The organism is Burkholderia sp. AW33-5 (assembly GCF_053427615.1).
Genome location: NZ_JBSAXA010000016.1, coordinates 61009 through 84993, shown reverse-complemented (window position 1 = coordinate 84993; position 23985 = coordinate 61009). Strand labels below are relative to the sequence as shown.

The following is a 23985-nucleotide window of genomic DNA, read 5'->3' as shown; positions in this document are numbered from 1 at the left end:
CGGTTGCGTGGCGGACGGTCTGACGAATGCGGGAGCGTCAGGCCGTTCGCGCCTATTCTATATGCCGGGCTTCGTATCGCCCGGCACCGCATAGCACCGCGCGGCCGTACCGCCCCACAACGCGTCGCGCTCGGCCGCCGACAACCGCGCTTCGGCCCAGCGTTCGACCAGCGACGCCACTTCGTCGTACGACGCCGCGAGCAGGCACACGGGCCAGTCCGAACCGAACATCAGCCGCTGCGGGCCGAACGCGTCGAGCGCCGCGTCGAGGCATTGCTCGATGTGGCGGATGTCCTGCCCGCGCAGGCCGCGCCGCCAGTCCGCTTCGGTCACGAGCCCCGACAGCTTGCACACGACGTGCGGCAGCGCGCCCAGCTCGCGCAGCCCGGCGCGCCAGCGGGCGAGCGCGGTGTCGTCGCGGTCGAACTCGGCGAGCGCGGGCTTGCCCGCGTGATCGAGCACGAGCCAGTGCGCATCGTGCCGCGCGCAGAACGCGCGCACGTCGCGCAACTGACGTTCGAACACGAGCACGTCGTACACGTAGCCGTTCGCCTGCAGCCACGCGACGCCGCGATTGAACGCGGGATCCGCGACGAACGCGCCGACGTCGGCTTCGTCCTGCAGCAGGTGACGAAAGCCGCGCAGCTTCGGGCTGTGCCATTCAGCGATACGGTCGGCGAGCGCCGGCGCACCGAGGTCCTCCCAGCCGACCACGGCCGCGATGCGCGCTTCGTCGCGGGCGAGATCGAGCAGGAACGCCGTCTCGTCGCGTCCGACACGCGCCTGCACCGCGATCGACGCGCCGAGCGCCTGCGCATGCATCTGCGGCCACAGCGCGTCGGGCATGTAATCGCGGGCAAGCACGCCCATCCCGGCGCCGATCCACGGGAATTCGGCCGCGCGATAACGCCAGAAGTGCTGATGAGAATCGATGCGCACTGCGCCCATGATGTCCTCGCGTTTCGCCGTCGTTCGCCGTGTCACGTCACGTTCAGTCGTACAACACCGCCGTGATCTTCGGGTCGTCGATGTTGGTCTTGTCGTACCAGTAGAAACCGGTATCGATGACCTTCGGCAGCTTCTCGCCCTTGATCGCCTTCACGGCCGCCTCGACGGTCTTGTAGCCGATCCCGACCGGATTCTGCGTGATCGCGCCGGCCATCATCCCGCTGCGGATCGCGTCCTTCTGCTGCTTGCCGGAATCGTAACCGATGATCACGACCTTGCGCTTCATCTCGCGCACGCCGTTCACCACGCCGATCGCCGAGCCTTCGTTGGTGCCGAACAAGCCCTTGAGCTTCGGGTATGCCTGCAGGATCGACTTCGTCACTTCGGTCGACTTCAGTTGGTCGCCTTCGCCGTACTGCACGGTCACGATCCGCACCTTCGGGTGCGCCGATTTCATCCGTTCGAGAAAGCCGTCGCGGCGATCGATGCCGGTGCGGCTCGTCTGGTCGTGCGCGACCACGGCCACCTCGCCCTCGTCGCCGATCAGCGCGGCGAGCTTGTCGGCGGCAAGCGCGGCGGCGGCCTTGTTGTTGGTCGCGGCGGTCGTCACCGGGATATCGCTGTCGACGCCGGAGTCGAACGCGATGACCGGGATCTTCTCGGCCTGCGCCTTCTTCAGGAGCGGCAGCGCGGCCTTGCTGTCGAGCGCCGCGAAGCCGAGCGCCGCCGGCTTCTTCGCGATCGCGGCGGACAGCATGTCGATCTGCTTGTCGACCATCGCCTCGGTTTCGGGGCCTTCGAACGTCACCTTCACCTTGTAGTCCTTCGCCGCCTGCATCGCGCCCGCCTTCACGGCCTGCCAGAACTGATGCTGGAAGCCCTTCGAAATCAGCGGGATGTAGGTTTCCTGCGCCTGCGCGCCGGCCGTCACGCCCACGGCGAACGTCAGTCCGACGATCGCGTTCAACACCTTGCTCCTGATCACTTCGCGTCTCCTTGGTTGGTATCGACTGAAATGCCGGACGGGCCGGCGGTGAAGCACATGTGCGTTCGTGCGTGCGTCAGCGGCGGCGCCGGCGCAGGATGTCCACGTAGACGGCGAGGATGATGATCACGCCCGTGACGACCGTCTGCCATTCCTGCGCGACCGACATGATGCGCAGGCCGTTGGTCAGCACGCTCATGATGAACGCGCCGATGATGGTGCCGACGATGCTGCCCGCGCCGCCCGACAGCGACGTGCCGCCGATCACGACGGCCGCGATCGCATCGAGCTCGTAGCCCTGCCCGAGCGCGGGCTGCGCGGAATTCAGCCGCGACGCGATCAGGAGCCCGGCGATCCCGCACACCGCGCCGCTGAACGTGTAGACGGCGATCTTCCACGCGTCGACGTTCACGCCGGACAGCCGCAGCGCTTCCTCGTTGCTGCCGAGCGCGAACGTGTAGCGGCCGAAGATTGTCCGGTTCAGCACGATCGACGCGCCGACCGCGACGAGGAACAGGATCAGCACGGCGTTCGGAATCGGCAACGCGGGAATCAGGCTGCCGATCAGCGAATCCTGCGCGATCGACGTGAAGCCCGGCGTGTCGTTGAAGTAGATCGGCCGCGTGCCCGAAATCACGAGCGACAGCCCCTTGAGCAGCATCATCATCCCGAGCGTCGCGATGAACGGCGGCACCTTCATCTTCGCGATCACGAAGCCCGACACGCTGCCCGACAGCGCGCCGAAGCACAGCGCGGCCAGGATGCCGAGCGGCAGCGGCATGCCCCAGTTCGTCAGCACGACGCCGGCCATCACCGCGCAGAACGTCATCAGCGTGCCGACCGACAGGTCGATGCCCGACGTGATGATCACGTAGGTACACGCGACGGCCAGCACGCCGTTCACGGCGGTGGCCTGCAGGATCGCCACGAGGTTGTCGACTTCGAGGAAGTTCGACGACGCGAAGCTGAAGAACACGATCAGCAGCACGAGGCTCGCGAACGCGAGCAGCTTCTGCCGCGCGGCCGGGTTGAAGAAGCGCGACTTCAGGCTCGATGCGGCGGCCGGCGTGTCGCCGGTGGCAAGGGGCGGGACGGGATGCGTATCGTTGGACATGGTCGGTAGGCCTAAGGATCGGCGTCTGAATCAGGACAATACGGTCGACTCGCGCTGCGTCGCGAGCTGCATGATCTTTTCCTGCGTGGCGTCGGCCGCGCGCAATTCGCCGGTCACGCGCCCTTCGCACATCACGAGAATCCGGTGGCTCATGCGCAGCACCTCGGGCAACTCCGACGAGATCATCACGATCGCCTTGCCGTCGGCGGCGAGCGCGTCGAGCAGCTTGTAGATCTCGCTTTTCGCGCCGACGTCGATGCCGCGCGTCGGCTCGTCGAAGAACAGGATGTCGCAGTCGCGCAGCAGCCACTTCGCGATCACGATCTTCTGCTGGTTGCCGCCCGACAGGAGGCGCGCCGGCTGCGCGACCGACGGCGTGCGGATCGCGAGCTGCCGCACGTACGACTGCGCGGTGTCGCGCATCCGGCGCGCATCGAGGAACATGCCGCGGCGCACGAAGCGCTGCATGCTCGACAGCGCGATGTTGTTCTGCACGTCCATCCCGACCGCGAGCCCGAAGTGCTTGCGGTCCTCCGACAGATAACCGATCCCGTGCGCGACCGCGTCGGCCGGCGTGCGGATCGTCACGGTCTTGCCGTGCACGCGAATCTCGCCCGCGTCGACCGGGTCCGCGCCGAACACCGCGCGCGCGACCTCGGTGCGGCCCGCGCCCATCAACCCCGCGAAGCCGAGAATCTCGCCGCGCCGCACCGTGAAGCCGACGTCGCGGATCGCGCGGCCGCGCGACAGCCCGCGCACTTCGAGCGCGACCTCGTTGGCCGACGTATCGGGCGGCGTGCGGAACGTCGTATCGAGCTGGCGGCCGACCATCATCGCGATGATCGCGTCCATCGACGTGTCCGCCATCGGCACGGTCGCGACGTACTTGCCGTCACGCATCACCGTCACGCGGTCGGCGATCTGGCGCAGTTCGTCCATCTTGTGCGAGATGTAGACGATGCCGACGCCGTGCGCGCGCAGGTCGCCGATGATGCGAAACAGCTCGGCGATCTCCGCGTTGTTCAGCGCGGCGGTCGGCTCGTCCATGATCAGCACGCGCGAGTCGAACGACAGCGCCTTCGCGATCTCGACCATCTGCTGCTTCGCGACCGTCAGCCGGCCGACCGGCGTGCGCGGATCGAGATCGAGCCGCATCCGCGCGAAGATCGCGGCCGCGTCGCGGTTGAGCTGGTCCTCGTCGACGAACACGCCGAAGCGGCCGCGCGGCTCGCGCCCGATGAAGATGTTCTGCGCGACGCTCAGGTGGTTCATCAGGTTCAGTTCCTGATGGATGATGCCGATGCCGAGCGCCTGCGCGGCGCGCGGATCGTCGATCTCCACCGCGCGGCCGTCCATCCGGATCTCGCCTTCATCCTTCTGATAGACACCGGCGAGAATCTTCATCAGCGTCGACTTGCCGGCGCCGTTCTCGCCCATCAGCGCGTGGACTTCGCCGGCATGCAGGTCGAACCGGCAATCGTCGAGCGCCTGCACGCCCGGAAAGCGCTTGCCGATGCCGGTCAGCGCAATCAGCGCGGCGGGTGCGGCGGTCGGGTTCAGATCGGGTTGCATGGCTCGATGCCCTCAGCCGATCGCGCGATCGAGATGCGTATAGCCGCCGTCGACGAACAGCCACTGGCCCGTCGTGTGCGACGCGCGGTCCGACAGCAGGAACACGGCCGTGTCGGCGATCTCGTCGGCGGTCGTGAAGCGCTTGCCGAGCGGCACCTTGCCGGCGATTTCCGCGAGCTTCGCTTCGGGATCGTCGAAACCGGCGATCCAGGTCTGGTAGAGCGGCGTCATCACCTCGGCCGGAATCACGGCGTTCACGCGCACGCCGTCGTCGCGCAATGCGACGGCCCATTCGCGCGTCAGCGCGAGTTGCGCGCCCTTCGATGCGCAATAGCCGCTCGTGTTGCCCTGCCCGGTGACGGCCGTCTTCGACGAGATGTTGACGATCGCGCCGCGCGTCGCCTTCAGATGCGGCACGCAGTAATGCGCCATCACGTAGTAGTGGACCAGGTTGCGTTCGAGCGATGCGACGAACGCGTCGCGCCCGGCATCGAGCCCAACGCTGTCGTTGATGCCCGCGTTGTTGACGAGGCCGTCGATGCGGCCGAAGCGCGCGATGGTTTGCGCAACCGCATCGCGGCACTGCGCGTCGTCCTGAAGTTCGACGGACATGCACGCGGCGCGCGGCTGCTTGCGCGTGAGTTCGCGCCAGAAGCCGTCGTCCGGCGTGTGGCGCGCGAATACCACCGGAATCGCGCCTTCGCCGGCCAGCCGCATCGAGATCGCGGCGCCGATGCCCGACGCGCCGCCCGTCACGATCACGATCTTGTCTTGCAGATTCAAATCCACTTCGCGTCTCCGTCGTTCATGTTGTCGCCGCGCGGGCCGCGCGCGGTGCATCGTGCGTTCTCGTGCCGCATGCCGCGTGCCACGTGCTTCAGCCGCGGAATCGATACCGTTCCAGCGATTCGGGCTTCATCTCGATCGAAAAGCCGGGCGCCGTCGGCGGCATATACGCCGCGCCGCGCACGACGCACGGTTCGACGAAATGCTCGTGCAGGTGATCGACGTACTCGGTCACGCGCCCTTCCTTCGTGCCGGAAATGCACACGTAGTCGATCATCGACAGATGCTGCACGTATTCGCACAGCCCGACGCCGCCCGCATGCGGACACACCGCCAGCCCGTACTTCGCGGCCAGCAGCATCACCGCGAGAATCTCGTTCACGCCGCCGAGCCGGCATGCGTCGATCTGCACGACGTCGATCGCGCCGCGCGCGATGAACTGCTTGAACAGCACGCGGTTCTGGCACATCTCGCCGGTCGCGACCTGCACCGGCGCGATCGCCTCGCGGATCTTGCGATGTCCTTCGACGTCGTCGGGGCTCGTCGGCTCCTCGATGAACCATGGTTTCGCGAAGGCCAGCTCGCGCACCCAGTCGATCGCCTCATCGACTTCCCACACCTGGTTCGCGTCGATCATCAGCTTGCGGTCCGGACCGATCACCTCGCGCGCGATCGTCACGCGACGGATGTCGTCCTCCAGGTTCGCGCCCACCTTCAGCTTCACGTAGTCGAAACCGGCGTCAACCGCCTCGCGGCACAACCGGCGCAGCTTGTCGTCGCTGTAGCCGAGCCAGCCCGCCGACGTCGTGTAGCACGGGTAGCCTTCGCGCTCGAGCGTCGCGATCCGCGCGGCCTTGCCCGGCGCCTGCCGACGCAGCAGATCGAGCGCCTCGTCCTGCGTCAGGCAGTCGGTCAGGTAGCGGAAATCGATCGCACGCACGATTTCCTCGGGGCTCATGTCCGCGACGAGCCGCCAGAGCGGCTTGCCGACCGCCTTCGCCCACAGGTCCCACACCGCGTTGACGACGGCGCCCGTCGCCAGATGGATCGCGCCCTTGTCGGGGCCGATCCAGCGCAACTGGCTGTCCGACGTCACGTGCCGCCAGAAGCGGCCCATGTCCTCGCGGATCCAGTCGAGGTCGAGGCCGACGACGAGGTGACGCATCGCGTCGATCGCCGCGCAGCAGATTTCGTTGCCGCGCCCGATGGTGAACGTGAGCCCGTGGCCTTCGAGCCCGTCGTGGTCGGTTTCCAGCACGACGTACGCGGCCGAATAGTCGGGGTCCGGGTTCATCGCATCGGAGCCGTCGAGCTGCTGCGAGGTCGGGAAGCGCACGTCGAGGACGCGCATCGATCGAATGATAGGCATGACGAACGGTCCGTAAAAGGAAATCAGGCCTGCACGGTGCGCTGGCGCTGCTCGCCGAGCCCGTCGATGCCGAGCGTGATCACCTGCCCGGCGCGCAGATAGACCGGCGGCTTCTGCCCGAGGCCGACGCCCGGCGGCGTGCCGGTCGAGATCACGTCGCCCGGCTGCAGGCTCATGAAGCGGCTCAGATAGCTGATCAGATGCGGCACGCGGAACACCATCGTCGCGGTCGTGCCGTTCTGGTAGCGGTGGCCGTCCACCTCGAGCCACAGCCGCAGCGCGTGCGGATCGGGCACTTCGTCGGCCGTCACGAGCCAGGGCCCAAGCGGGCCGAACGTGTCGTTGCCCTTGCCCTTGTCCCACGTGCCGCCGCGCTCGAGCTGGTATTCGCGCTCCGACACGTCGTTCACCACGCAGTAGCCGGCGACGTGCGACAGCGCGTCGGCCTCGTCGATGTAGCGGCCGCCCTGGCCGATCACCACGCCGAGCTCGACTTCCCAGTCGGTCTTCTCCGAGCCGCGCGGAATCTCGACGTCGTCGTTCGGGCCCGAGATCGCGCTCGTCCATTTGCCGAACACGACCGGCTCCTTCGGGACTTCCATGCCCGATTCGGCCGCGTGGTCGGAATAGTTGAGCCCGATGCAGATGAACTTGCCGACGCGGCCGACGCACGCGCCGAGTCGCGGCGTGCCTTCGACGAGCGGCAGCGACGACGGGTCGATGTCACGCAGCCGCGCGAGCGACGCGGGTGTGAGCGCATCGCCGGCGATGTCGTCGATCACGCCCGACAGGTCGCGGATCTTTCCCTGCGCATCGAGCAGGCCGGGCTTTTCGTGGTGTTTGTCGCCAAATCTCAGCAGTTTCATGTTGTGTGAGGAAACGGAAAGTGAATGGAACGGCGCGGTTCGCTAGACGCGGTCAGCTAGACGCGGTCGGCTAGACGCGGTCGGCCAGACGCGGTCGGCCAGACGCGGTCGGCCAGACGCGGTCAGTTCGACCAGCCGCCGTCGATCAGGTGAATCGCGCCGGTCGTGAACGACGCTTCGTCCGACGCGAGATACAACGCGAGCGCGGCCACTTCGTCCGCGGTGCCGATGCGGCCCATCGGCTGGCGCGCGACGAACGCCTCGCGCACGGTGTCGGTCGACACCTGACGCGTGCGCGCCTGCTCGGCGATCCGCTGTTCCAGCGACGGCGACTCGATCGTGCCCGGGCAGATCGCGTTGCAGCGGATGCGCTGCTCGACGAAATCGGCGGCCACGGACTTGGTCAGGCCGATCACGGCCGCCTTGGTGGTGCCGTAGACGAAGCGGTTCGGCACGCCCTTCACGCTCGACGCAGCCGACGCCATGTTGATGATCGACGCGCCGCCCGCTACCAGCATCGCCGGCAGCAGCGCGCGGATCAGCCGGTACATCGACGTGACGTTGAGGTTCAGCGAGAACGCCCACGCGGCATCGTCGCAATCGAGGATCGAGCCGTGGTGCACGAACCCCGCGCAGTTGAACAGCACCTCGAACGCACGCTCCTGCGCGGCGAGTGCCGACACGTCGCCCGCATCGGTCACGTCGAGCCGCCGCGTGGCCAGCCTGCCGCCCGCGCGTTCGGCGTCGGCCGCGAGTTGCGCGAGCGCGGCTTCGTTGATGTCGGTCGCCAGCACGTCGGCGCCCTCGCTTGCGAACCGCAGCGCGGTCGCGCGGCCGATACCCTGCCCGGCCGCCGTCACCAGCGCGCGCTTGCCCTGCAATCTCATGAGCACCACTCCTGTAGAAGCCGGCCGAGCCGACCAATTGGCACAAAGGACTAAAGGTCCAACCAATCATAGGAACAGATTCCGGATTTGTCACGATCGCGTGATTCAGTATTTTCCCGAACGGCAAAATCGGGCCGGCGGGCGGTGCGAGGTACTTCGGTTACCGTCTTTTTCCGATTCCGGAGCGCAATCACTTGCCCCGCAAAGCCAATGCCGGCGTGGGTTTGCGCCGGCCTCGGGTGCCTGTGTCGCGCCTCCGTCGCGGCGAAACTGACAAAAACGTCATGTTCCCGTCAGGGTGTCAACGGGGGACGCGCGCGATCATGGCGTTGCCGGACCGCGCTGCCCGGACCACCGCACCCCGCCCGTCGCAGATCCCTGACGGGCACCTCCGTCCCCCGCGGTGTCCACGTGACTGAGCGAGCAGACACGGTGGCGCGGGCCGATTTTCCGCCCCGGGCGTTCGCGTCCGGGGCGCTTTTGTCGTTGGTTTTTCAAGAAAATGCGCGTCGATTGTTTCTAAATCGGCAAAAGGTAATTTGAGCCAGACAGGATGTTTTTTCCGGTCACAGACGCTTACATTTAGCGCACCACTCATGGAAACCGCTACGGAATCGCCGTTGGGTAGTGACATCCACTGCCACGGCCGAAACCGCACGAGCTTTAGGAAACGGCAAATGAAGGCCTCCAAATCCCTGCCTGTGCTCGATCCCGCCGACGTCCACGTCGAAATTCTGGAACGCTCCGATACGCTGCTCGTCGTCCGCTGGGTCGAACCCGGCCGCTGTCACTACGGCGAACAGCGCTGGCGCCGCCGCTTCGCGCAGCGCACCGGCACCTGCGCGCTGTCGCGCCAGGTCATCCAGCGCGGCGACGAAGTCTTCCGCCCGGCCGAGCGCCCGGCACCGGCAAACGCGGCCGCGATGATCTCCGCCGCCGAAGTGCTCGCCCTGGCCGGCAGCCGGTAACGCGCGACGCGCAAGCCGGCCTAGAACCGCCGGTCTAGTTCCTCCGCTTGTCTGCCCCGCCCGCGCGGACTATCGTTACAGCATTCAATGTAACGATTACACGTCGTGGCGCACCGGCCACGCCGATGGAGGCAGACATGCATGCATGGAGCGCGCGCCACGTCCCGGCGCAAGGCGGCAAAGTCGCGGTCGTGACCGGCGCCAACAGCGGGCTCGGCTGGCAGATCGCGGAAACGCTGGCCGCCAAGGGCGCGACGGTCGTGATGGGCTGCCGCGATGCCACGCGCGGCGCGCAGGCCGCCGATGCGATCCGCCGATTCCATCCCGCCGCCCGGGTCGAAGTCGATCCGCTCGACCTCGCCGATCTCGCGTCGATCCAGCGCTTCGCCGCCGACGTCTCCGACCGCCACGGCCGCGTCGACATCCTCTGCAACAACGCCGGCGTGATGTTCCTGCCGCTGCGACACACGCAAGACGGCTTCGAGATGCAGTTCGGCACCAATCACCTCGGCCATTTCGCGTTGACCGGGCATCTGCTGCCCGCGCTGCGCGCCGCGCGGCGCGCGCGGGTCGTGACGATGTCGAGCGGCTTCAACCGCGGCGGCCGGATCCGCGTCGACGACCTGCGGGCCGAGCGCGGTTACAACCGTTATCTCGCCTACTGCGACAGCAAGCTCGCGAACCTCGTGTTCGCGATCGAACTGCAGCGCCGCTTCCAGCGCGCGGCGTTCGCGGGCATCAGCGTCGCCGCGCATCCCGGCTATGCGGCGACCAATCTGCAGTTCGCGGGCCCTGCGATGGACAGTTCGCCCACGCGCGCCGCGTTGATGCGCGCGGCGAACCGTTATCTCGCGCAACCGGCCGACCAGGGCGCACTTCCCGCGATTCACGCGGCGACGTCGCCCGACCTCACCGGCGGCTCGTACATCGGACCGTCCGGCTGGTTCGAGTCGCGCGGCCTGCCGGCGCCGGCGAGCGTGCCGCGCGCGGCGCGCGATGTGGCGACCGCCGCGCTGCTGTGGGAGGCCTCCGAAGCCGCGACGGGCGTGCATTTCCTGAGCTCGGGCATGGCCGCGGGTCGCCCGCCCGCCACGCCGTTCGACACGGCGACCGAGGTGCGTTGAATCACGCGCAGTTCTCCTCAACATTTGCCATGCTTATTACACTCGCAGAAATGAAAGCTTGATGAAAGCATGATTGAACGGCTGACTGTTACCAGTCCGGAAACAATCTATCGTCAAAATCAGCGTTTACCCTGCACGACCCGGTGACTAAGATTTAGTCAATCGCTGCAGACATGGTGTCGAAAGCGAACCCAATAAAACACCGGAGGTCATCATGAAATCGCTCGTTTCCGCAGTCGTTGCCGCTGTCGCCCTGTCCGCTTCGTTCGGCGCTTTCGCACAAAGCACCGTGACCCGCGCGCAAGTCCGCAACGAACTGGTCCAGCTCGAACAAGCCGGCTACAAGCCGGGCGTGTCGAGCCCGTACTACCCGAACGACATCCAGTCGGCGGAAGCGCGTGTTCATGGTGCCGACGCCAGCGGCTACGGCGCGCAACCGGTTCCGGTCGTCCACTCGGGCGCCCCGGTCGCCGCAGCGTCGTCGAACGCGCGCGACTCGATCTTCTTCGGCCAGTAAGCCGACGCGCCCCTGGCGGGCGCATCGCGCATCGCGCGACGAAGCCGTACCCGGACGAGCCCCTGATGCGGGCTCGTCTTGTTTTGTGAAACACATACCTCTGCCGCCCGGCAGCGGGTGGCTTCGCCCGGGCGCGCTGCGTCCGGGCGCTTTTTCGCGGCGAGGTATGCGTGGCGTTGCGGTATGCGTCGGTCAACGCCCCGCGGCGGCGGCAGGGGCCGCACGCGACAGCACACGCCAGCGCGACAGCAGTTCGTCGCGATCGACGTAGCAGCCCTGCAGATGCCGGCGGCCCGTCGACGGATCGAACTCGGTGCGCGCATGCAGCACGCGCCGGTTGTCGAACGCCCACATGTCGCCCGCCCGCAATCGGCGCTGCACCCGGAAACGCGGCTCGCGCGCGAGCGCGAGAAACCGCCGGTATGCGCGATAGACGGACGCGACCGATCCGGCCGGCGCATCGAGCGGCCCGCGCAGGAAGTTCGCGACGCGCACTTCCGTCACGTTGCCGTGTGCATCGAGGCCGATCACCGGCGCCGAGCAGCGGTAGTCGCTGTTCGCACTCTTGTTCCAGAACTCGAACGGCGTCGAGGCAAGGTATTCGAAATCGACGGGATAGTCGCGCCGCAGCGCTTGCGCGAGCGCAAAGCCGTCGAGGAAGATGCTGTCTCCGCCCGTTGCGTCGTTCGCGAGGCAATGCAGGAACTGCACGCCCGGCTGCAATTCACGCGTCGGCAGGTCGGTGTGCGGCGGCAGGTTGAGCGACGTATAGGCATTGCTGTCCGGTCGCGGCTTCGATTCGACATCGAACAGCACGCCAAAATTGCTTTCGCGGATCAGGCCGACACGACGCGCGATCTGGTCGACCCGGCCGCGTTCGGCCGGCACGCCCTCGACGAGCGTCAACCCCGTGCGCTGCAACGCGGCGAGCCACGCGCGCAACGCGCCGTCGTCCTCCATCACGTCACGCCACGCGAACACGCCGATCGCCGTCGCATCGTCGCCGGCCCATACGTGCCGCCCGTGCGCGGCCTGGCGTTCCGCGCGCGACGCATCGTCGTATGCATGCGCGCGCAACCATCCCGGCGACCAGGTGCTGCGATGCCCGTCGTTCCACTCGACGTGCAGCGCGCCGTCGGTTTCGACATGCACGGCGAGCGCCGACAGATCCTCGCGCGCGTCGGCGATCTCGAACACCTGTTCGCGCGTGAGCGCGTGCACGCACGCCGAACACGCGCAGTTGTCGCGCAGCCAGTCGAAGTGAAACGGCGATCGTCGCGTGTCGCTCCACTCGACGTCCACCGTTCCATCGCCGATCGTCGCCGCCGCAATGGCCGCGTCGGCGGAAAAGGTCCGCCAGTCCTCGATACGGTGTTGCGCTGCCTGCATCGTTGCCTCCCGGAAACGCCCGCTACGCGTGTGGTGCGAGCAGAAACCCGCCGATCATCCGGTGCATCCGCGCCGCCTGCGGGCTCGTTCCGAGCGCGCGCCAGCAGCCGTGCACCAGCCCCTCTCCCCTCCAGTAACGCGCGGCGCCGCCGGCCGCAAGGATCCGTTCGACGTAGACGCGCGCATCGTCGCGCAGCGGATCGTGTTCCGCGCCGATCGCGAGCACGGGCGGCAGCCCGTCGAAGCGCGACGCCGCGAGCGGCGCCGATGCGCGCAGCAGCGGATCGTCGTTCAGCGCGGTTTCATCCGCATCGCCCCAGTACAGCGCGCGATAGCGATGAACGTCGTCGAGCGTCAGCATCGGCGCGTGTGCTTCCGTCTCGCGCGCCGGCGCTTGCGGTTCGATGCCGAGCATCGGATACACGAGTGCGATCCCGTCGATGCCGCCTTCGCCCGCGTCGCGCAGCGCGGTCGCGACGGCCGCCGCGAGATTGCCGCCCGCACTGTCGCCCGCGAGCGTCAGCGGTCGTGCGTACGAGCCGAACGGCCAGCGGGTTGCGTCGCGCGCGGCGCGCGTGACGGCCAGGCAATCCTCGAGCGCGGCCGGCGCACGATGCTCGGGCGCGAGCCGGTAGTCGACCGCGATCACGGCCAGCCCCGTGTCGGCCGCTAGTTGCGCGGTGATCAACGCGTGACTGTCGAGCGAGCCGACGACGAAGCCGCCGCCATGAAAGAACAGCACGGTACCGCGCGGCTCGCCGTGCGCAGGCGCGTAGCGCCGGAGTGCGATGGCGCGTCCGTCCGGCGCGTGCCACGCGGCGTCCTGCTGCACGATGCCGGGCGGCAGTTCGGCGGGCGTCCATGCGGCCGCGAAGCGGTCGTAGACGCGGCGTTGCTCGACGGGCGAGCGCGCCGCCGCGTCGGCCGGATACCACGCGTCGACGGCTGCAACGAACGCCGCGATTTCCGGTTCGAGCATTGTGTGCGCTCCGCGGTCGAAAATTGAACGTTGAAACTTGAACGTTGAACGTCGACGCTAGCGACGCGGCGGCAGTCCGATCACGCGCCCCGCATACGCGGGCGCCGCGCAATCGCGCTGCAACGCATGCAGTTCGGCCACGCGCGCGGCGACGTCGTCGTCGAACGGCGCCGATTTCGCGCCGTCGCGCGTATCGACGTGCAGCAGCATCTGCTCGCTCGCCGACACCGCGCCGTCATGGCCGTCCGCGAACAGCTCGAGATACAGGTGCAGCCGCTTCGCGTCATGCGCGAACACCCGCGCATCGACGCGCACGCGCGTGCCTTCCTTGATCTCCTGCAGATAGTTCACGTGCGCTTCGAGCGTATAGACCGAGCGGCACCGCTCGCGACGCGCGGCGTCGTCGAGACCGATGCGGTCGAGCAGCGCATCGGTCGCGAAGCTGAAGATCAGCAGATAGAACGCGTCGCGCAAATGGCCGTTGTAGTCGACCCACTCGGGCCGCACGACGTCGTGGTAAATCGTCAGCGGGGTATCGCCGGTCATGTTCGTTCAGTCCTCGAATCGCATCCCGTGCCGCGCCTTCACCGCGGCGATCGCCTTCAGCACCTCGGTGATGCACTCGTCGCGATAGCGTTCGAGTTCCTTGATGCTGCGCGTGCCCTGCTGCTCGCGCGTGCCTTCGACGACGCTGTCGATCAGTTCGTCGGTCAGTTTCGGCGCGACCAGCTTCGTCCATGGCAGTTCGAGCGCGGGGCCAAACTGCTGCATGAAGTGTCGCATGCCGGCATCGCCGCCGGCCAGCGTGTAGGTCAGGAACGTGCCCATGAACGACCAGCGGATGCCCGCGCCGAAGCGGATCGCATCGTCGATCTCGCCGGTCGTCGCGACGCCTTCGTTGACGAGATGCAACGCCTCGCGCCACAGCGCTTCGAGCAGCCGGTCCGCGATGAAGCCCGGCACCTCCTTGCGCACGTGCAGCGGCCGCATGCCAAGCTTGCGATAGATCGCCATCGCGGCCTCGACCGCTTCCGGCGACGTGCGCGCGCCGCCGAGCACCTCGACGAGCGGCAGCAGGTAGACCGGATTGAACGGATGGCCGACCACGCAGCGCTCCGGGTGCGTCGCACGCGCGTAGAAGTCGGTCGGCAGCAGCCCCGACGTCGACGACGCGATGATCGCGTCGGGCTTCGCCGCGCGGCTGATCTGTTCGTGCAGTTCGAGCTTCAGCGTCTCGCGCTCGGGCGCGCTTTCCTGGATGAAGTCCGCGTCGGCGACGCAGGCCTCGATCGTCGACTCGAAGCGCAGCCGCGCGGGATCGGCGCCCGGCGCGAGGCCGACGCGTTCGAGCGCGGGCCACGCATTCGCGACGTTCGCGCGCAACCGCTCCTCGGCGCCCGGCGCGGGGTCCCACACGACCACGTCGAGACCGTGCGCGAGCGCACGGCAAATCCATCCGCTGCCGATCACGCCGGTGCCGATCGCGGCGAACGTCTTGATGTCGGTCTTCACTGCCATGTCACGCATCCTTCAAATCGGGGGAAATCGGACGGCGACCGCGCCCGTGCGCGCCGCCGCATTGAATCGGAATCAGCCTTGCAAACTCACGCGAATTCGGTCACCGCGCGGCGTTCGAGCGGACGCTCGCCGCGCGCCGGCAGGCCGAGCTTGCGACGCCCTTCGGCCGGCGTCAGCACGCGGCCGCCGAGGCGTTCGACGATTTCCCGCGCACGCTCGACGAGCGTGCCGTTGGTCGCGTGCACGCCGCGATCGAGCCAGATGTTGTCTTCGAGGCCGACGCGCACGTGACCGCCGAGCAGCATCGCCTGCGCGACCATCGGCATCTGCATGCGGCCGATCCCGAAGCCGGCCCAGTGCGCGCCCGGCGGCAGGTTGTCGACCATCGCCTTCATCGTGCCGGTGTCGGCCGGCGCGCCCCACGGAATGCCCAGGCACAGCTGGAACAGCGGCGGATCGTCGAGCAGCCCTTCCTTCAGCAACTGCTTCGCGAACCACAGATGGCCCGTATCGAAGATTTCCAGTTCCGGCTTCACGCCGAGTTCCTGGATGCGTTTCGCGCCGGCGCGCAGTTGCGCGGGCGTCGATACGTAGATGTAGTCGCCGTCGCCGAAATTCAGCGTGCCGCAGTCGAGCGTGCAGATTTCCGGCAGCAGTTCCTCGACGTGCGCGAGGCGCGTGAGGCCGCCGACGAGATCGGTGCCCTTGCCGAAGCGCATCGGGTCCTCGCCCGGGCCGATCTCCAGATCGCCGCCCATGCCGGCCGTCAGGTTGATGATGACGTCGACGTCCGCCGAGCGGATCCGGTCGACCACTTCGCGGTACAGGTTCGGGTCGCGGCTGCCGCGGCCCGTCTGCGGGTCGCGCACGTGGCAGTGCGCAACCGTCGCGCCGGCCTTCGCCGCTTCGATCGCGGCGGCCGCGATTTCCTTCGGCGTGACCGGAATCGCCGGATGCTTGCCGACCGTGTCGCCCGCGCCGGTGACCGCGCAGGTGATGATGACTTCGTGGTTCATGCTGAATGCCCTCGCTTGATGCTGTTCGTGTCGCTCGTTTTCCGTCGTACTGCAGATTATTTGTCGCTGCGCGCCGTCCGCTTGCGGCGCGCGCGGGCCGTTACAGGCCGAGATACGCCTTCACGGCAGGCAGGCCGTCCTTGCCGTCGAACGTCTTGACGCCGGCGAGCCAGGCATCGAGCACCTGCGGATTCTTCTTCAGGTATGCCTTCGCGGCGTCGGCCGGCTTCGTCTTGTTCATCACCGACTGCATCAGCTGGTTCTCGAGCTGCGTCGTGAAGCGCAGGTTCTCGACGAGCTTGCCCGCGTTCGGGCAGCGCGAGATGAAGTCGGGCGCCGTCAGCGTGTACACGCGGGCTTCGCCGTAGTTCGGGCCGAAACTCGCATCGCCGCCGGACAGGTAGTTCATGCTGATCTGGATGTTCATCGGATGCGGTTCCCAGCCGAGGAACACGACCCACTTCTTCTCGCGGATCGCGCGCTCGACCGTCACGAGCATCCCGGCCTCGCTCGATTCGACCAGCTTGAAGCCGCCCAGGCCGTACTGGTTCGTGTCGATCATCTTCTGGATCGTCGCGTTCGCGCTGCTGCCCGGCTCGATCCCGTAGATCTTGCCGTCGAGTTCCGCGCGGTGTTTCGCGATGTCATCGAAGGTCTTCAGGCCGGCCTGGTATTCATAGCTCGGCACCGCGAGCGTCGCCTTCGCGCCCGACAAATTCGGCGTCTCGACCACGTTGATCGACTTGCTGTCGAGGAACGGCTGGAGCTGCTTTTGCTGCACCGGCCACCAGTAGCCGAGCGAGATGTCGAGCTGCTTGCTCTTCAGGCCGGCGAACGAGATCGGCACCGATGCGATCGTCGTCGTCGGCTTGTAGCCGAGCCCTTCGAACACCGTCGACGCGAGCGCCGTGGTGGACGTGATGTCGGTCCAGCCGATGTCCGCGAAGCGTACGTTGCGGCAGGTCGCTGCTTCCGTTTCGGCGTGCGCCGCGGTCGCGAATGCGCCGGTCGCCAGCACGGCCGCGACGAACGCGGCGATCTTTGTCGACTTCATGGTTTCTCTCCCGATTGGACCGATGTCCGACGGGTTCGCGGAGTGCGTCCCGGCCTGCATCGTGGGAGTAAAAGTAACGAGCCATATTGGTCGAAAGACGACCGGCGGCGACCTTTTCTTGACTATTTGCGACTATGAGTGGAAACCACTATGCGCGAGCAATGGCTTGTGCGGCGGGGGTTTGAGGCGAATTTCGGCGAAGCGGGGGTTGCCCGGATGCGGCGTGATGGATGCCGACGGAGCGTGCTTCGGCGGTGGCGCCGGAACGCGCGTGATGTCGATTCCGGCCGGGCCGGTGCGGGCCGGCGCCCGACACGTTATCGCGGTACCTCGACGTAGGTTTCCCTGCAGATCTCGCGCAACGCCTGGACCAGCAGATCCCGCGTCGGCGCATGCGATTCGGCGGCGCGCGTAAACAGCGCGATGGGCGGCAGCGTCCAGACCAGCGAGTAAGGCACGATCGCCACGCCGGCGATGCGCACCATTTCTTCGGCGATATCGGCCGGCACGATCGATACGGCGTCGTCGCTCGACGCGATCATTTCGCCGATCAGCTTCGACGAGTAGCTTTCGACGATCGGCACGGGCGGCGCGATGCCGGCCGACAGGAACAGGTCCGTCACCTGCTCCCGCATCGGCGTATGCGGCGCGCCGAGAATCCAGTCCAGTTCGCGCAGCTTCTCCCAGTCGAGCTTCATGCGAGCCAGTTTCGCGGCGAGGCGCCGGCTCGCGATCATCCGCGGCTGCTGCTGGTACAGAACTTCGAAGGAAACCTGCCCCAGATCGACCGCCGACGACGCCCGCCCGATCACGAGATCGACGCTGTGGTCCTTGAGCTGGAGCAGCAACTGGTCGCTGGTGCCTTCGTGGATCGTCACGGTCAGGCGGCGCTCCATCCGGGATTGCAGCCGCTTGAGCGCCGCCGACAGCATCTGGCCCGAAATAAACGGAATCACGCCGATATGCAGGTGGGCCGCGTGGCCGGCGGCGACCGCCTCCATCTCGCGGGCGAGATGGTCGAGGTCCTTCAGCATCGCCCGGGCGCGCTCGAGCACCACCGAGCCGAGCGCGGTCGGCCGCATCCCGCGCGACGAGCGCTCGAACAGCGGCGTGCCGAACATGCTTTCCAGCTCGGACAGCGCGTTCGTCACGGCAGGCTGGCTGCTGGCCATGTGCTCCGCGACGCGCGTCAGCGACCCGTGCTGCTGGATCTGCAGCAACAGCATCAGGTGCCGCATCTTCAGGCGCGCACCGAGCCGCCGGACCACGTCGTTCGCGTCGAATGTCATTGCCGAACCGCCATACCATCATGAAAAAGTGATGGACCGATATTAAAACAGAATCATCTCCTTATGGCCGATCCCTAGAATCACCTCATGGATCGCGTCGGGACTGGCCTGGCGCGCACGCCCGGACCCAAAAACATGAAACAGACAGAGACTCAGCAGCAGGCCGCGTACGACTATCACGAGTTTCCGACCCCGGGGAAAATCTCCGTCGTCGCCAGCAAGCCGCTCGTGACGCAGCGCGATCTCGCGCTCGCCTACACGCCGGGCGTCGCCAGCGTGTGCGAATCGATCGCCGCCGAGCCGCTGAACGCGCATCGCTTCACGAGCCGCGGGAATCTGGTGGGCGTCATCACCAACGGCACCGCCGTGCTGGGTCTGGGCAACATCGGCGCGCTCGCGTCGAAGCCGGTCATGGAAGGCAAGGCCGTGCTGTTCAAGAAGTTCGCGGGGATCGACGTGTTCGACATCGAGATCAACGAGACCGATCCGGACAAGCTCGTCGACATCATCGCCGGCCTCGAGCCCACCTTCGGCGGGATCAACCTCGAGGACATCAAGGCGCCCGAGTGCTTCACCGTCGAGCGCAAGCTGCGCGAGCGCATGAAGATTCCAGTCTTCCACGACGACCAGCACGGCACCGCCATTACCGTGGCCGCCGCATTCATCAACGGGCTGAAGGTGGTCGGGAAGTCGATTTCCGAGGTGAAGGTCGTGACCTCGGGCGCCGGTGCCGCAGCGCTGGCTTGCCTGGACCTGCTCGTCGACCTCGGGCTGCCGGTCGCGAACATCTGGGCGACGGATATCGAAGGCGTCGTCTACCGCGGCCGCACCGCGCTGATGGATCCCGCCAAGGAACGCTTCGCGCAGGAAACCGACGCGCGCACGCTGTCCGAAGTGATCGGCGACGCCGACGTGTTCCTCGGGCTGTCGGTCGGCGGCATTCTGAAACCGGAAATGCTGAAGGCGATGGCCGCGCGCCCGCTGATTCTCGCGCTCGCCAATCCGACGCCGGAAATCTTCCCGGAACTCGCGCATGCGACGCGCGACGACGTCGTGATCGCGACGGGCCGCTCGGATTTCCCGAACCAGGTCAACAACGTTCTCTGCTTCCCGTACATTTTCCGCGGCGCGCTGGATGTGGGCGCAACGACGATCACCCGCGAAATGGAAATCGCCGCGGTTCACGCGATTGCCGGCCTCGCGCAGGAAGAGCAGAACGACATCGTCGCGGCGGCCTATGGCGGCGATGAAGTGTCCTTCGGTCCGCAATACCTGATTCCGAAGCCGTTCGATCCGCGCCTGATCGTTCGCATCGCGCCGGCCGTGGCCAAGGCCGCGATCGAGGGCGGCGTGGCGACGCGCCCGCTCGCGGATCTCGACGCGTATGTCGAGCAGCTGCAGCAGTTCGTCTACCACTCGGGCGCGTTCATGAAGCCGCTGTTCGCGACCGCGCGTCAGCTCGTGCGTGATGGCGGCAAGGCACGCATCGTGTTCACCGAGGGCGAGGACGAGCGCGTGCTGCGCGCGGTGCAGGTCATCGTCGACGAGAAGCTCGCGCGTCCGATCCTGGTTGGGCGTCCGGAAGTGCTGCTCGCGCGTATCGAGCGGTTCGGCCTGCGCCTGCGTCTCGGTCAGGATGTCGAAGTGACCAATCCGGAATATGACGAGCGTTTCCCGCAATACTGGACGACGTATTGGGAATTGCGCTGCCGCGACGGCATCTCGAAGGAAATGGCGCGCGTCGAAATGCGGCGCCGCCTGACGCTGATCGGCGCGATGATGGTGCGGCTCGGCGATGCGGACGGGATGATCTGCGGGACGGTCGGCGAGTACCACAATCACCTGCGATTCGTGGACGAAGTGATCGGCAGGAAGCCCGATGCGTCGACCTACGCCGCGATGAACATCCTGCTGCTGAATCAGCGGACGGTCGCGCTGGTCGATACGCACGTCAACGACAACCCGGATGCGGAGCAGATCGCGGAATTCACGATCGCGGCCGCGCGGCAGATGGAGTGGCTGAATCTCTCGCCGAAGGTTGCCCTGCTGTCGCGGTCGAACTTCGGGTCGGGGAGCGCGGCTTCGGGCGTGAAGATGCGCCGGGCGCTGGAAATCATTCGCGCGCATGCGCCGGATATCGAGGCGGATGGCGAGATGCACGGCGACTGCGCGCTCGACGAGGCGCTGCGTGCGCGGCTGCTGCCGATGTCGCCGCTGAAGGGTGCGGCGAACCTGCTCGTGTGTCCGAACGTCGATGCGGGGAATATCGCCTATAACCTGCTCAAGACCGAGGCCGGCAGTAACGTTGCGGTCGGGCCGTTCCTGCTGGGCGTCAACGGGCCGGTGAACATCCTCACGTCCAGTGCGACCGTGCGACGGATCGTGAACATGACGGCGTTGACGGTGATCGAGGCTAATCGCAACGCGGCCGTGTAATAGCGGTTGATGCGGGGTCGGCTATGGCCGACCCCGTCGGTCAGCGGGTTGTGGTCTGCACCGCAACCGGCGCGGACATCGCGCTGGCCGACGAAATTACCGCGCATGACGGCTGCCGGAACGAAGCGGCCATCACGGATTCGATGCACGCGTTTCGCCAGAGCTCCATCAGAAGCACAAGATTTACGGATGGAAGGTTTCACCGCGGTTCAGCATGTCGACGAATTCCGCGATTTTACGCGCCCGTGTTTCCGGCTTTTTCGCATTCTGTATCCGGAACAGGATGGCGTAGCGGTTGCGGCTATTCAGCGTTGCAAAGAACGCCTTGGCTTTCGAATTTGCGTCCAACGCCACCTGCAGGTCGTCCGGCACGGTCGAGTTGCTGGCCGACGTATAAGCAGCCTTCCAGCGGCCGTCCTGCCGCGCCTTCTCGATCTCGCGCATGCCGGACGCACGCATTCTGCCTGCGGCGATCAGCGCTTCGGCCCGGTCCTTGTTGAGTTTGGACCAGATGCTTTTTGCGGAGCGCGGCGTGAAGCGTTGTAACCAGTACGTCTCGCTCTCAGCCCGTTTCTGGCCATCGATCCAGCCATGGCAGAGCGCGCCTTCCAACGCCTGGTCGTAGGTGACGGTTCGGTGCGTGGCGCCCTTTTTCGCCAGACGCAGCCATACTCCGCTCGAAGTGCCGCCGTTTTGCGCCAACCAGCTTTCCCATTCGGTTTGACTGGCAAATGTCAGAGCGCATTCGGTCATGTCGCTGTCCAAAATCCGGCTTGTTTGGGTCGGAAGCCGCCGCCGGGTTTGGCGGCTTCCGACCTCGGCCGATCGAAAATGCGCGCTACAGAACGCGTTCCAACGCGTCAGCAAATCGCCCGACCGCCGCATCGACATCATGCAGCTTGTCGAGCCCGAACAAGCCGATCCGGAACGTCTTGAAATCCGCCGGCTCATCGCATTGCAACGGCACGCCGGCCGCGATCTGCATGCCGACGTCGACGAATTTCTTGCCGGACCGGATGTCGTCATCGTCCGTGTAGCTCACGACGACGCCCGGCGCCTCGAAGCCTTCCGCCGCCACGCTCCGGAATCCCTTCTCGGCCAGCAACGCGCGAATCCGCGTGCCGAGCTCGAGCTGTTCCGCCCTCACCTTGTCGAAGCCGTATGCTTCCGTTTCCTTGATGACGTCGCGCAGCGTCGCGAGGCTGTCCGTCGGCATCGTCGCGTGGTACGCGAACCCGCCGTTCTCGTACGCTTCCATGATCTGCAGCCACTTGCGCAGATCGCACGCAAAACTGGTGCTGGTCGTCGCGTCGATTCGCTCGCGCGCAAGCGGACTCATCATCACCAGCGCACAGCCAGGCGATGCGCTCCAGCCCTTCTGCGGCGCGCTGATCAGCACGTCGACGCCGCTCGCCTCCATGTCGACCCAGATCGTCCCGGACGCAATGCAATCGAGCACGAACATGCCGCCGACCGCGTGCACGGCGTCGGCCACCGCGCGCAGATACGCGTCGGGCAACATCATCCCGGAGGCGGTTTCGACATGCGGAGCAAAGACCAGATCCGGCTTGTGTTCGCGAATCGCGGCGACGACCTCCTCGATCGGGGCCGGCGCGAACGCCGCCTGCCTGCCCGGCTCGACCGGACGCGCCTTCAACACGATCGACTCGGACGGAATGCGGCCCATGTCGAAAATCTGCGACCAGCGGAAGCTGAACCAGCCGTTGCGGATCACCAGACACTTCTTGTCCGTCGCGAATTGGCGCGCAACGGCTTCCATGCCGAACGTCCCGCTGCCCGGAACGATCGCCACCGCCTTCGCGTTGTAGACCTTCTTCAGCGCCGCGGAAATATCGCGCATGACGCCCTGAAAGCGCTGCGACATGTGATTGATCGACCGGTCGGTGTACACCACCGAATATTCGAGAAGCCCGTCGCGGTCGACATCGGGAAGTAAGCCTGGCACGTTCGCCTCCGGTAAAGGATGAACCATGGGATGAGCGCGAGCGGCATTCGCGTAGTGGATACCGCCGCACCGATGCATTTCTGCGCTTGTACCTGAACGATGATCGATTCTAGCGAAAGCCGTCTGACGTCAGGGGATTTTGGTGTGTCGTATGGCGCACTGCGGCAATCGATCACTTCGGCCATCGCCAGGACGGATCCGACAGATGTTCGGCGAAGTAGTCGGACAGCGCGGCAACCTTCGCGGGCCGTGCGCGCGCGGACGGCGTAACGAAGTAGAGGCCGCCCCGCGTCAACGACCAGTCGGTCAGGATCGCTTCGAGGCGGCCATCGGCCAGATATTCGCCGGCGATGAATTCAGGCAGCTCCGCAATCGCGAGACCGGCGAGCAACGTCGGCAACAGCGCATCGGCATTCGTCACGCGCAGCGGACCATTCGGCATGACCGCCTCCTCGTCACCCGCGTCGTTCGTGAAACGCCACACATCGCTATGCGCCCGATACGCGTACGAGAGACATGGCCGCCCCGCCAGTTCGCGCGGATGCGCGGGCCGTCCTTCGCGCTTCAGGTATGCAGGCGACGCCACCACGTATTGCGTCACCGCACACAACCGCCGGGCCACCAGCGACGAATCCGGCAGCGCGGCGATACGCAATGCAGCATCGAAACCGTCTGCGATCAGGTCGACCGACGCATCCGACAGATGCAGGTCGATCGACACGTCCGGATAGGCACGAAAGAAACCGGGCAGCAGCGGCGCGACCCAGCGCAACCCGAACGACATCGGCACCGCGAGGCGCACCAGCCCGCGCGGCTGCACGGCCATCTCGCGCGCGGCACTTTCCGCTTCTTCGGCATGGCGATACACCTCGCCGGCCTTTTCGCAGATCGTCCGGCCGAACTCGGTGAGCGCCAGTTGACGGGACGTCCGGTTGAAAAGTCGTCCGCCCAAACGGTCTTCCAGACGGGCGACGCCGCGCGAAACGGTCGCCACGGATACGCCCATCGCGCGCGCCGCCGCCGCGAACGATCCTTCCTCGGCGACCTTGGCGAACATCGCGAGCCCTTCGAAGTCAGGCAGCCTGGCCATTTCCCCTCATCATTTCATTTATGCAACGTTGACTTGCTATCAATTCTATTTCGAAACGAATGGCGCGTCGATATTCTCCTTACATCGCAGCACGCAACACCGAAACGCAGTC

Annotated in this window: 22 protein-coding genes; 4 read left to right on the top strand and 18 right to left on the bottom strand. The window is 66.5% G+C overall.

Annotated elements, in window-relative coordinates; all coding sequences use genetic code 11:
- Nucleotides 1–57: 57 nt before the first annotated feature.
- The 8 genes from ACV22V_RS23200 to ACV22V_RS23165 all read right to left on the bottom strand — a co-directional run bounded on the left by ACV22V_RS23200 (nt 58) and on the right by ACV22V_RS23165 (nt 8527).
- On the bottom strand, nt 58–948 hold the full coding sequence (locus ACV22V_RS23200) for an amidohydrolase family protein (RefSeq protein ID WP_448015663.1): 891 nt from the start codon (nt 946–948) through the stop codon (nt 58–60).
- A 43-nt stretch (nt 949–991) separates the two neighbouring features.
- The gene (locus ACV22V_RS23195; RefSeq protein WP_059534259.1) at nt 992–1933 is read right to left on the bottom strand and encodes an ABC transporter substrate-binding protein; all 942 of its coding nucleotides are present in this window, start codon (nt 1931–1933) and stop codon (nt 992–994) included.
- A 76-nt stretch (nt 1934–2009) separates the two neighbouring features.
- The gene (locus tag ACV22V_RS23190) at nt 2010–3047 is read right to left on the bottom strand and encodes an ABC transporter permease (RefSeq protein ID WP_223964866.1); all 1038 of its coding nucleotides are present in this window, start codon (nt 3045–3047) and stop codon (nt 2010–2012) included.
- Between the two features lie 30 nt (nt 3048–3077).
- Nucleotides 3078–4619 carry a sugar ABC transporter ATP-binding protein gene (locus tag ACV22V_RS23185; RefSeq protein ID WP_448015662.1) on the bottom strand — a complete coding sequence of 514 codons (1542 nt, stop codon included), beginning with the start codon at nt 4617–4619 and terminating at the stop codon, nt 3078–3080.
- A 12-nt stretch (nt 4620–4631) separates the two neighbouring features.
- Nucleotides 4632–5408 carry an SDR family oxidoreductase gene (locus ACV22V_RS23180; RefSeq protein WP_223964867.1) on the bottom strand — a complete coding sequence of 259 codons (777 nt, stop codon included), beginning with the start codon at nt 5406–5408 and terminating at the stop codon, nt 4632–4634.
- 88 nt (nt 5409–5496) lie between these two features.
- Nucleotides 5497–6774, bottom strand: coding sequence for an L-fuconate dehydratase (locus ACV22V_RS23175; RefSeq protein WP_059819518.1), 1278 nt, complete (start codon nt 6772–6774; stop codon nt 5497–5499).
- 23 nt (nt 6775–6797) lie between these two features.
- The gene (locus ACV22V_RS23170; protein ID WP_059534249.1) at nt 6798–7640 is read right to left on the bottom strand and encodes an ureidoglycolate lyase; all 843 of its coding nucleotides are present in this window, start codon (nt 7638–7640) and stop codon (nt 6798–6800) included.
- 122 nt (nt 7641–7762) lie between these two features.
- A complete protein-coding gene (locus ACV22V_RS23165) occupies nt 7763–8527 on the bottom strand; it encodes an SDR family oxidoreductase (protein WP_448015661.1) in 765 nt (254 codons plus the stop codon).
- A gap of 677 nt (nt 8528–9204) precedes the next feature.
- Between ACV22V_RS23165 and ACV22V_RS23160 the strand changes: the two genes are divergently transcribed.
- The 3 genes from ACV22V_RS23160 (at nt 9205) to ACV22V_RS23150 (ending at nt 11136) form a co-directional block, all read left to right on the top strand.
- Nucleotides 9205–9495 (top strand): DUF3331 domain-containing protein, encoded by a 291-nt coding sequence (locus ACV22V_RS23160; RefSeq protein WP_044847789.1) that lies wholly within the window; start codon nt 9205–9207, stop codon nt 9493–9495.
- Nucleotides 9496–9632: 137 nt separating this feature from the next.
- Nucleotides 9633–10619, top strand: a complete 987-nt coding sequence (locus ACV22V_RS23155; RefSeq protein WP_059534355.1) for an oxidoreductase — start codon at nt 9633–9635, stop codon at nt 10617–10619.
- Nucleotides 10620–10833: 214 nt separating this feature from the next.
- Complete coding sequence (locus ACV22V_RS23150; protein WP_059534248.1) at nt 10834–11136, top strand: DUF4148 domain-containing protein; 303 nt, start codon at nt 10834–10836, stop codon at nt 11134–11136.
- 192 nt (nt 11137–11328) lie between these two features.
- Here the strand turns inward: ACV22V_RS23150 and ACV22V_RS23145 are convergent, their stop codons facing one another.
- The 7 genes from ACV22V_RS23145 to ACV22V_RS23115 all read right to left on the bottom strand — a co-directional run bounded on the left by ACV22V_RS23145 (nt 11329) and on the right by ACV22V_RS23115 (nt 18381).
- Complete coding sequence (locus tag ACV22V_RS23145; RefSeq protein WP_448015660.1) at nt 11329–12525, bottom strand: TauD/TfdA family dioxygenase; 1197 nt, start codon at nt 12523–12525, stop codon at nt 11329–11331.
- A 22-nt stretch (nt 12526–12547) separates the two neighbouring features.
- Complete coding sequence (locus ACV22V_RS23140; protein ID WP_448015659.1) at nt 12548–13504, bottom strand: alpha/beta hydrolase; 957 nt, start codon at nt 13502–13504, stop codon at nt 12548–12550.
- A gap of 57 nt (nt 13505–13561) precedes the next feature.
- Nucleotides 13562–14050: a thioesterase family protein gene (locus ACV22V_RS23135; RefSeq protein ID WP_059534242.1), complete on the bottom strand. Its 489-nt coding sequence runs from the start codon at nt 14048–14050 to the stop codon at nt 13562–13564.
- A gap of 6 nt (nt 14051–14056) precedes the next feature.
- The gene (locus ACV22V_RS23130; RefSeq protein WP_448015658.1) at nt 14057–15022 is read right to left on the bottom strand and encodes an L-carnitine dehydrogenase; all 966 of its coding nucleotides are present in this window, start codon (nt 15020–15022) and stop codon (nt 14057–14059) included.
- An 86-nt stretch (nt 15023–15108) separates the two neighbouring features.
- Nucleotides 15109–16038: a BKACE family enzyme gene (locus ACV22V_RS23125; RefSeq protein ID WP_059534240.1), complete on the bottom strand. Its 930-nt coding sequence runs from the start codon at nt 16036–16038 to the stop codon at nt 15109–15111.
- A gap of 100 nt (nt 16039–16138) precedes the next feature.
- On the bottom strand, nt 16139–17092 hold the full coding sequence (locus ACV22V_RS23120; RefSeq protein ID WP_059534238.1) for a choline ABC transporter substrate-binding protein: 954 nt from the start codon (nt 17090–17092) through the stop codon (nt 16139–16141).
- Nucleotides 17093–17409: 317 nt separating this feature from the next.
- Nucleotides 17410–18381 carry a LysR substrate-binding domain-containing protein gene (locus ACV22V_RS23115; protein WP_059534236.1) on the bottom strand — a complete coding sequence of 324 codons (972 nt, stop codon included), beginning with the start codon at nt 18379–18381 and terminating at the stop codon, nt 17410–17412.
- Between the two features lie 135 nt (nt 18382–18516).
- On the opposite strand from ACV22V_RS23115, the gene ACV22V_RS23110 reads away from it, so the two are divergent.
- The gene (locus tag ACV22V_RS23110) at nt 18517–20817 is read left to right on the top strand and encodes an NADP-dependent malic enzyme (RefSeq protein WP_448015657.1); all 2301 of its coding nucleotides are present in this window, start codon (nt 18517–18519) and stop codon (nt 20815–20817) included.
- A 183-nt stretch (nt 20818–21000) separates the two neighbouring features.
- Here ACV22V_RS23110 and ACV22V_RS23105 read toward each other — a convergent pair whose 3' ends face one another.
- The 3 genes from ACV22V_RS23105 to ACV22V_RS23095 all read right to left on the bottom strand — a co-directional run bounded on the left by ACV22V_RS23105 (nt 21001) and on the right by ACV22V_RS23095 (nt 23873).
- Nucleotides 21001–21570 (bottom strand): YdeI/OmpD-associated family protein, encoded by a 570-nt coding sequence (locus tag ACV22V_RS23105; protein ID WP_448015656.1) that lies wholly within the window; start codon nt 21568–21570, stop codon nt 21001–21003.
- Nucleotides 21571–21655: 85 nt separating this feature from the next.
- Nucleotides 21656–22783: an aminotransferase class V-fold PLP-dependent enzyme gene (locus tag ACV22V_RS23100; protein ID WP_059534351.1), complete on the bottom strand. Its 1128-nt coding sequence runs from the start codon at nt 22781–22783 to the stop codon at nt 21656–21658.
- A gap of 172 nt (nt 22784–22955) precedes the next feature.
- Nucleotides 22956–23873: a LysR family transcriptional regulator gene (locus ACV22V_RS23095; RefSeq protein WP_059692046.1), complete on the bottom strand. Its 918-nt coding sequence runs from the start codon at nt 23871–23873 to the stop codon at nt 22956–22958.
- Nucleotides 23874–23985: the final 112 nt, after the last annotated feature.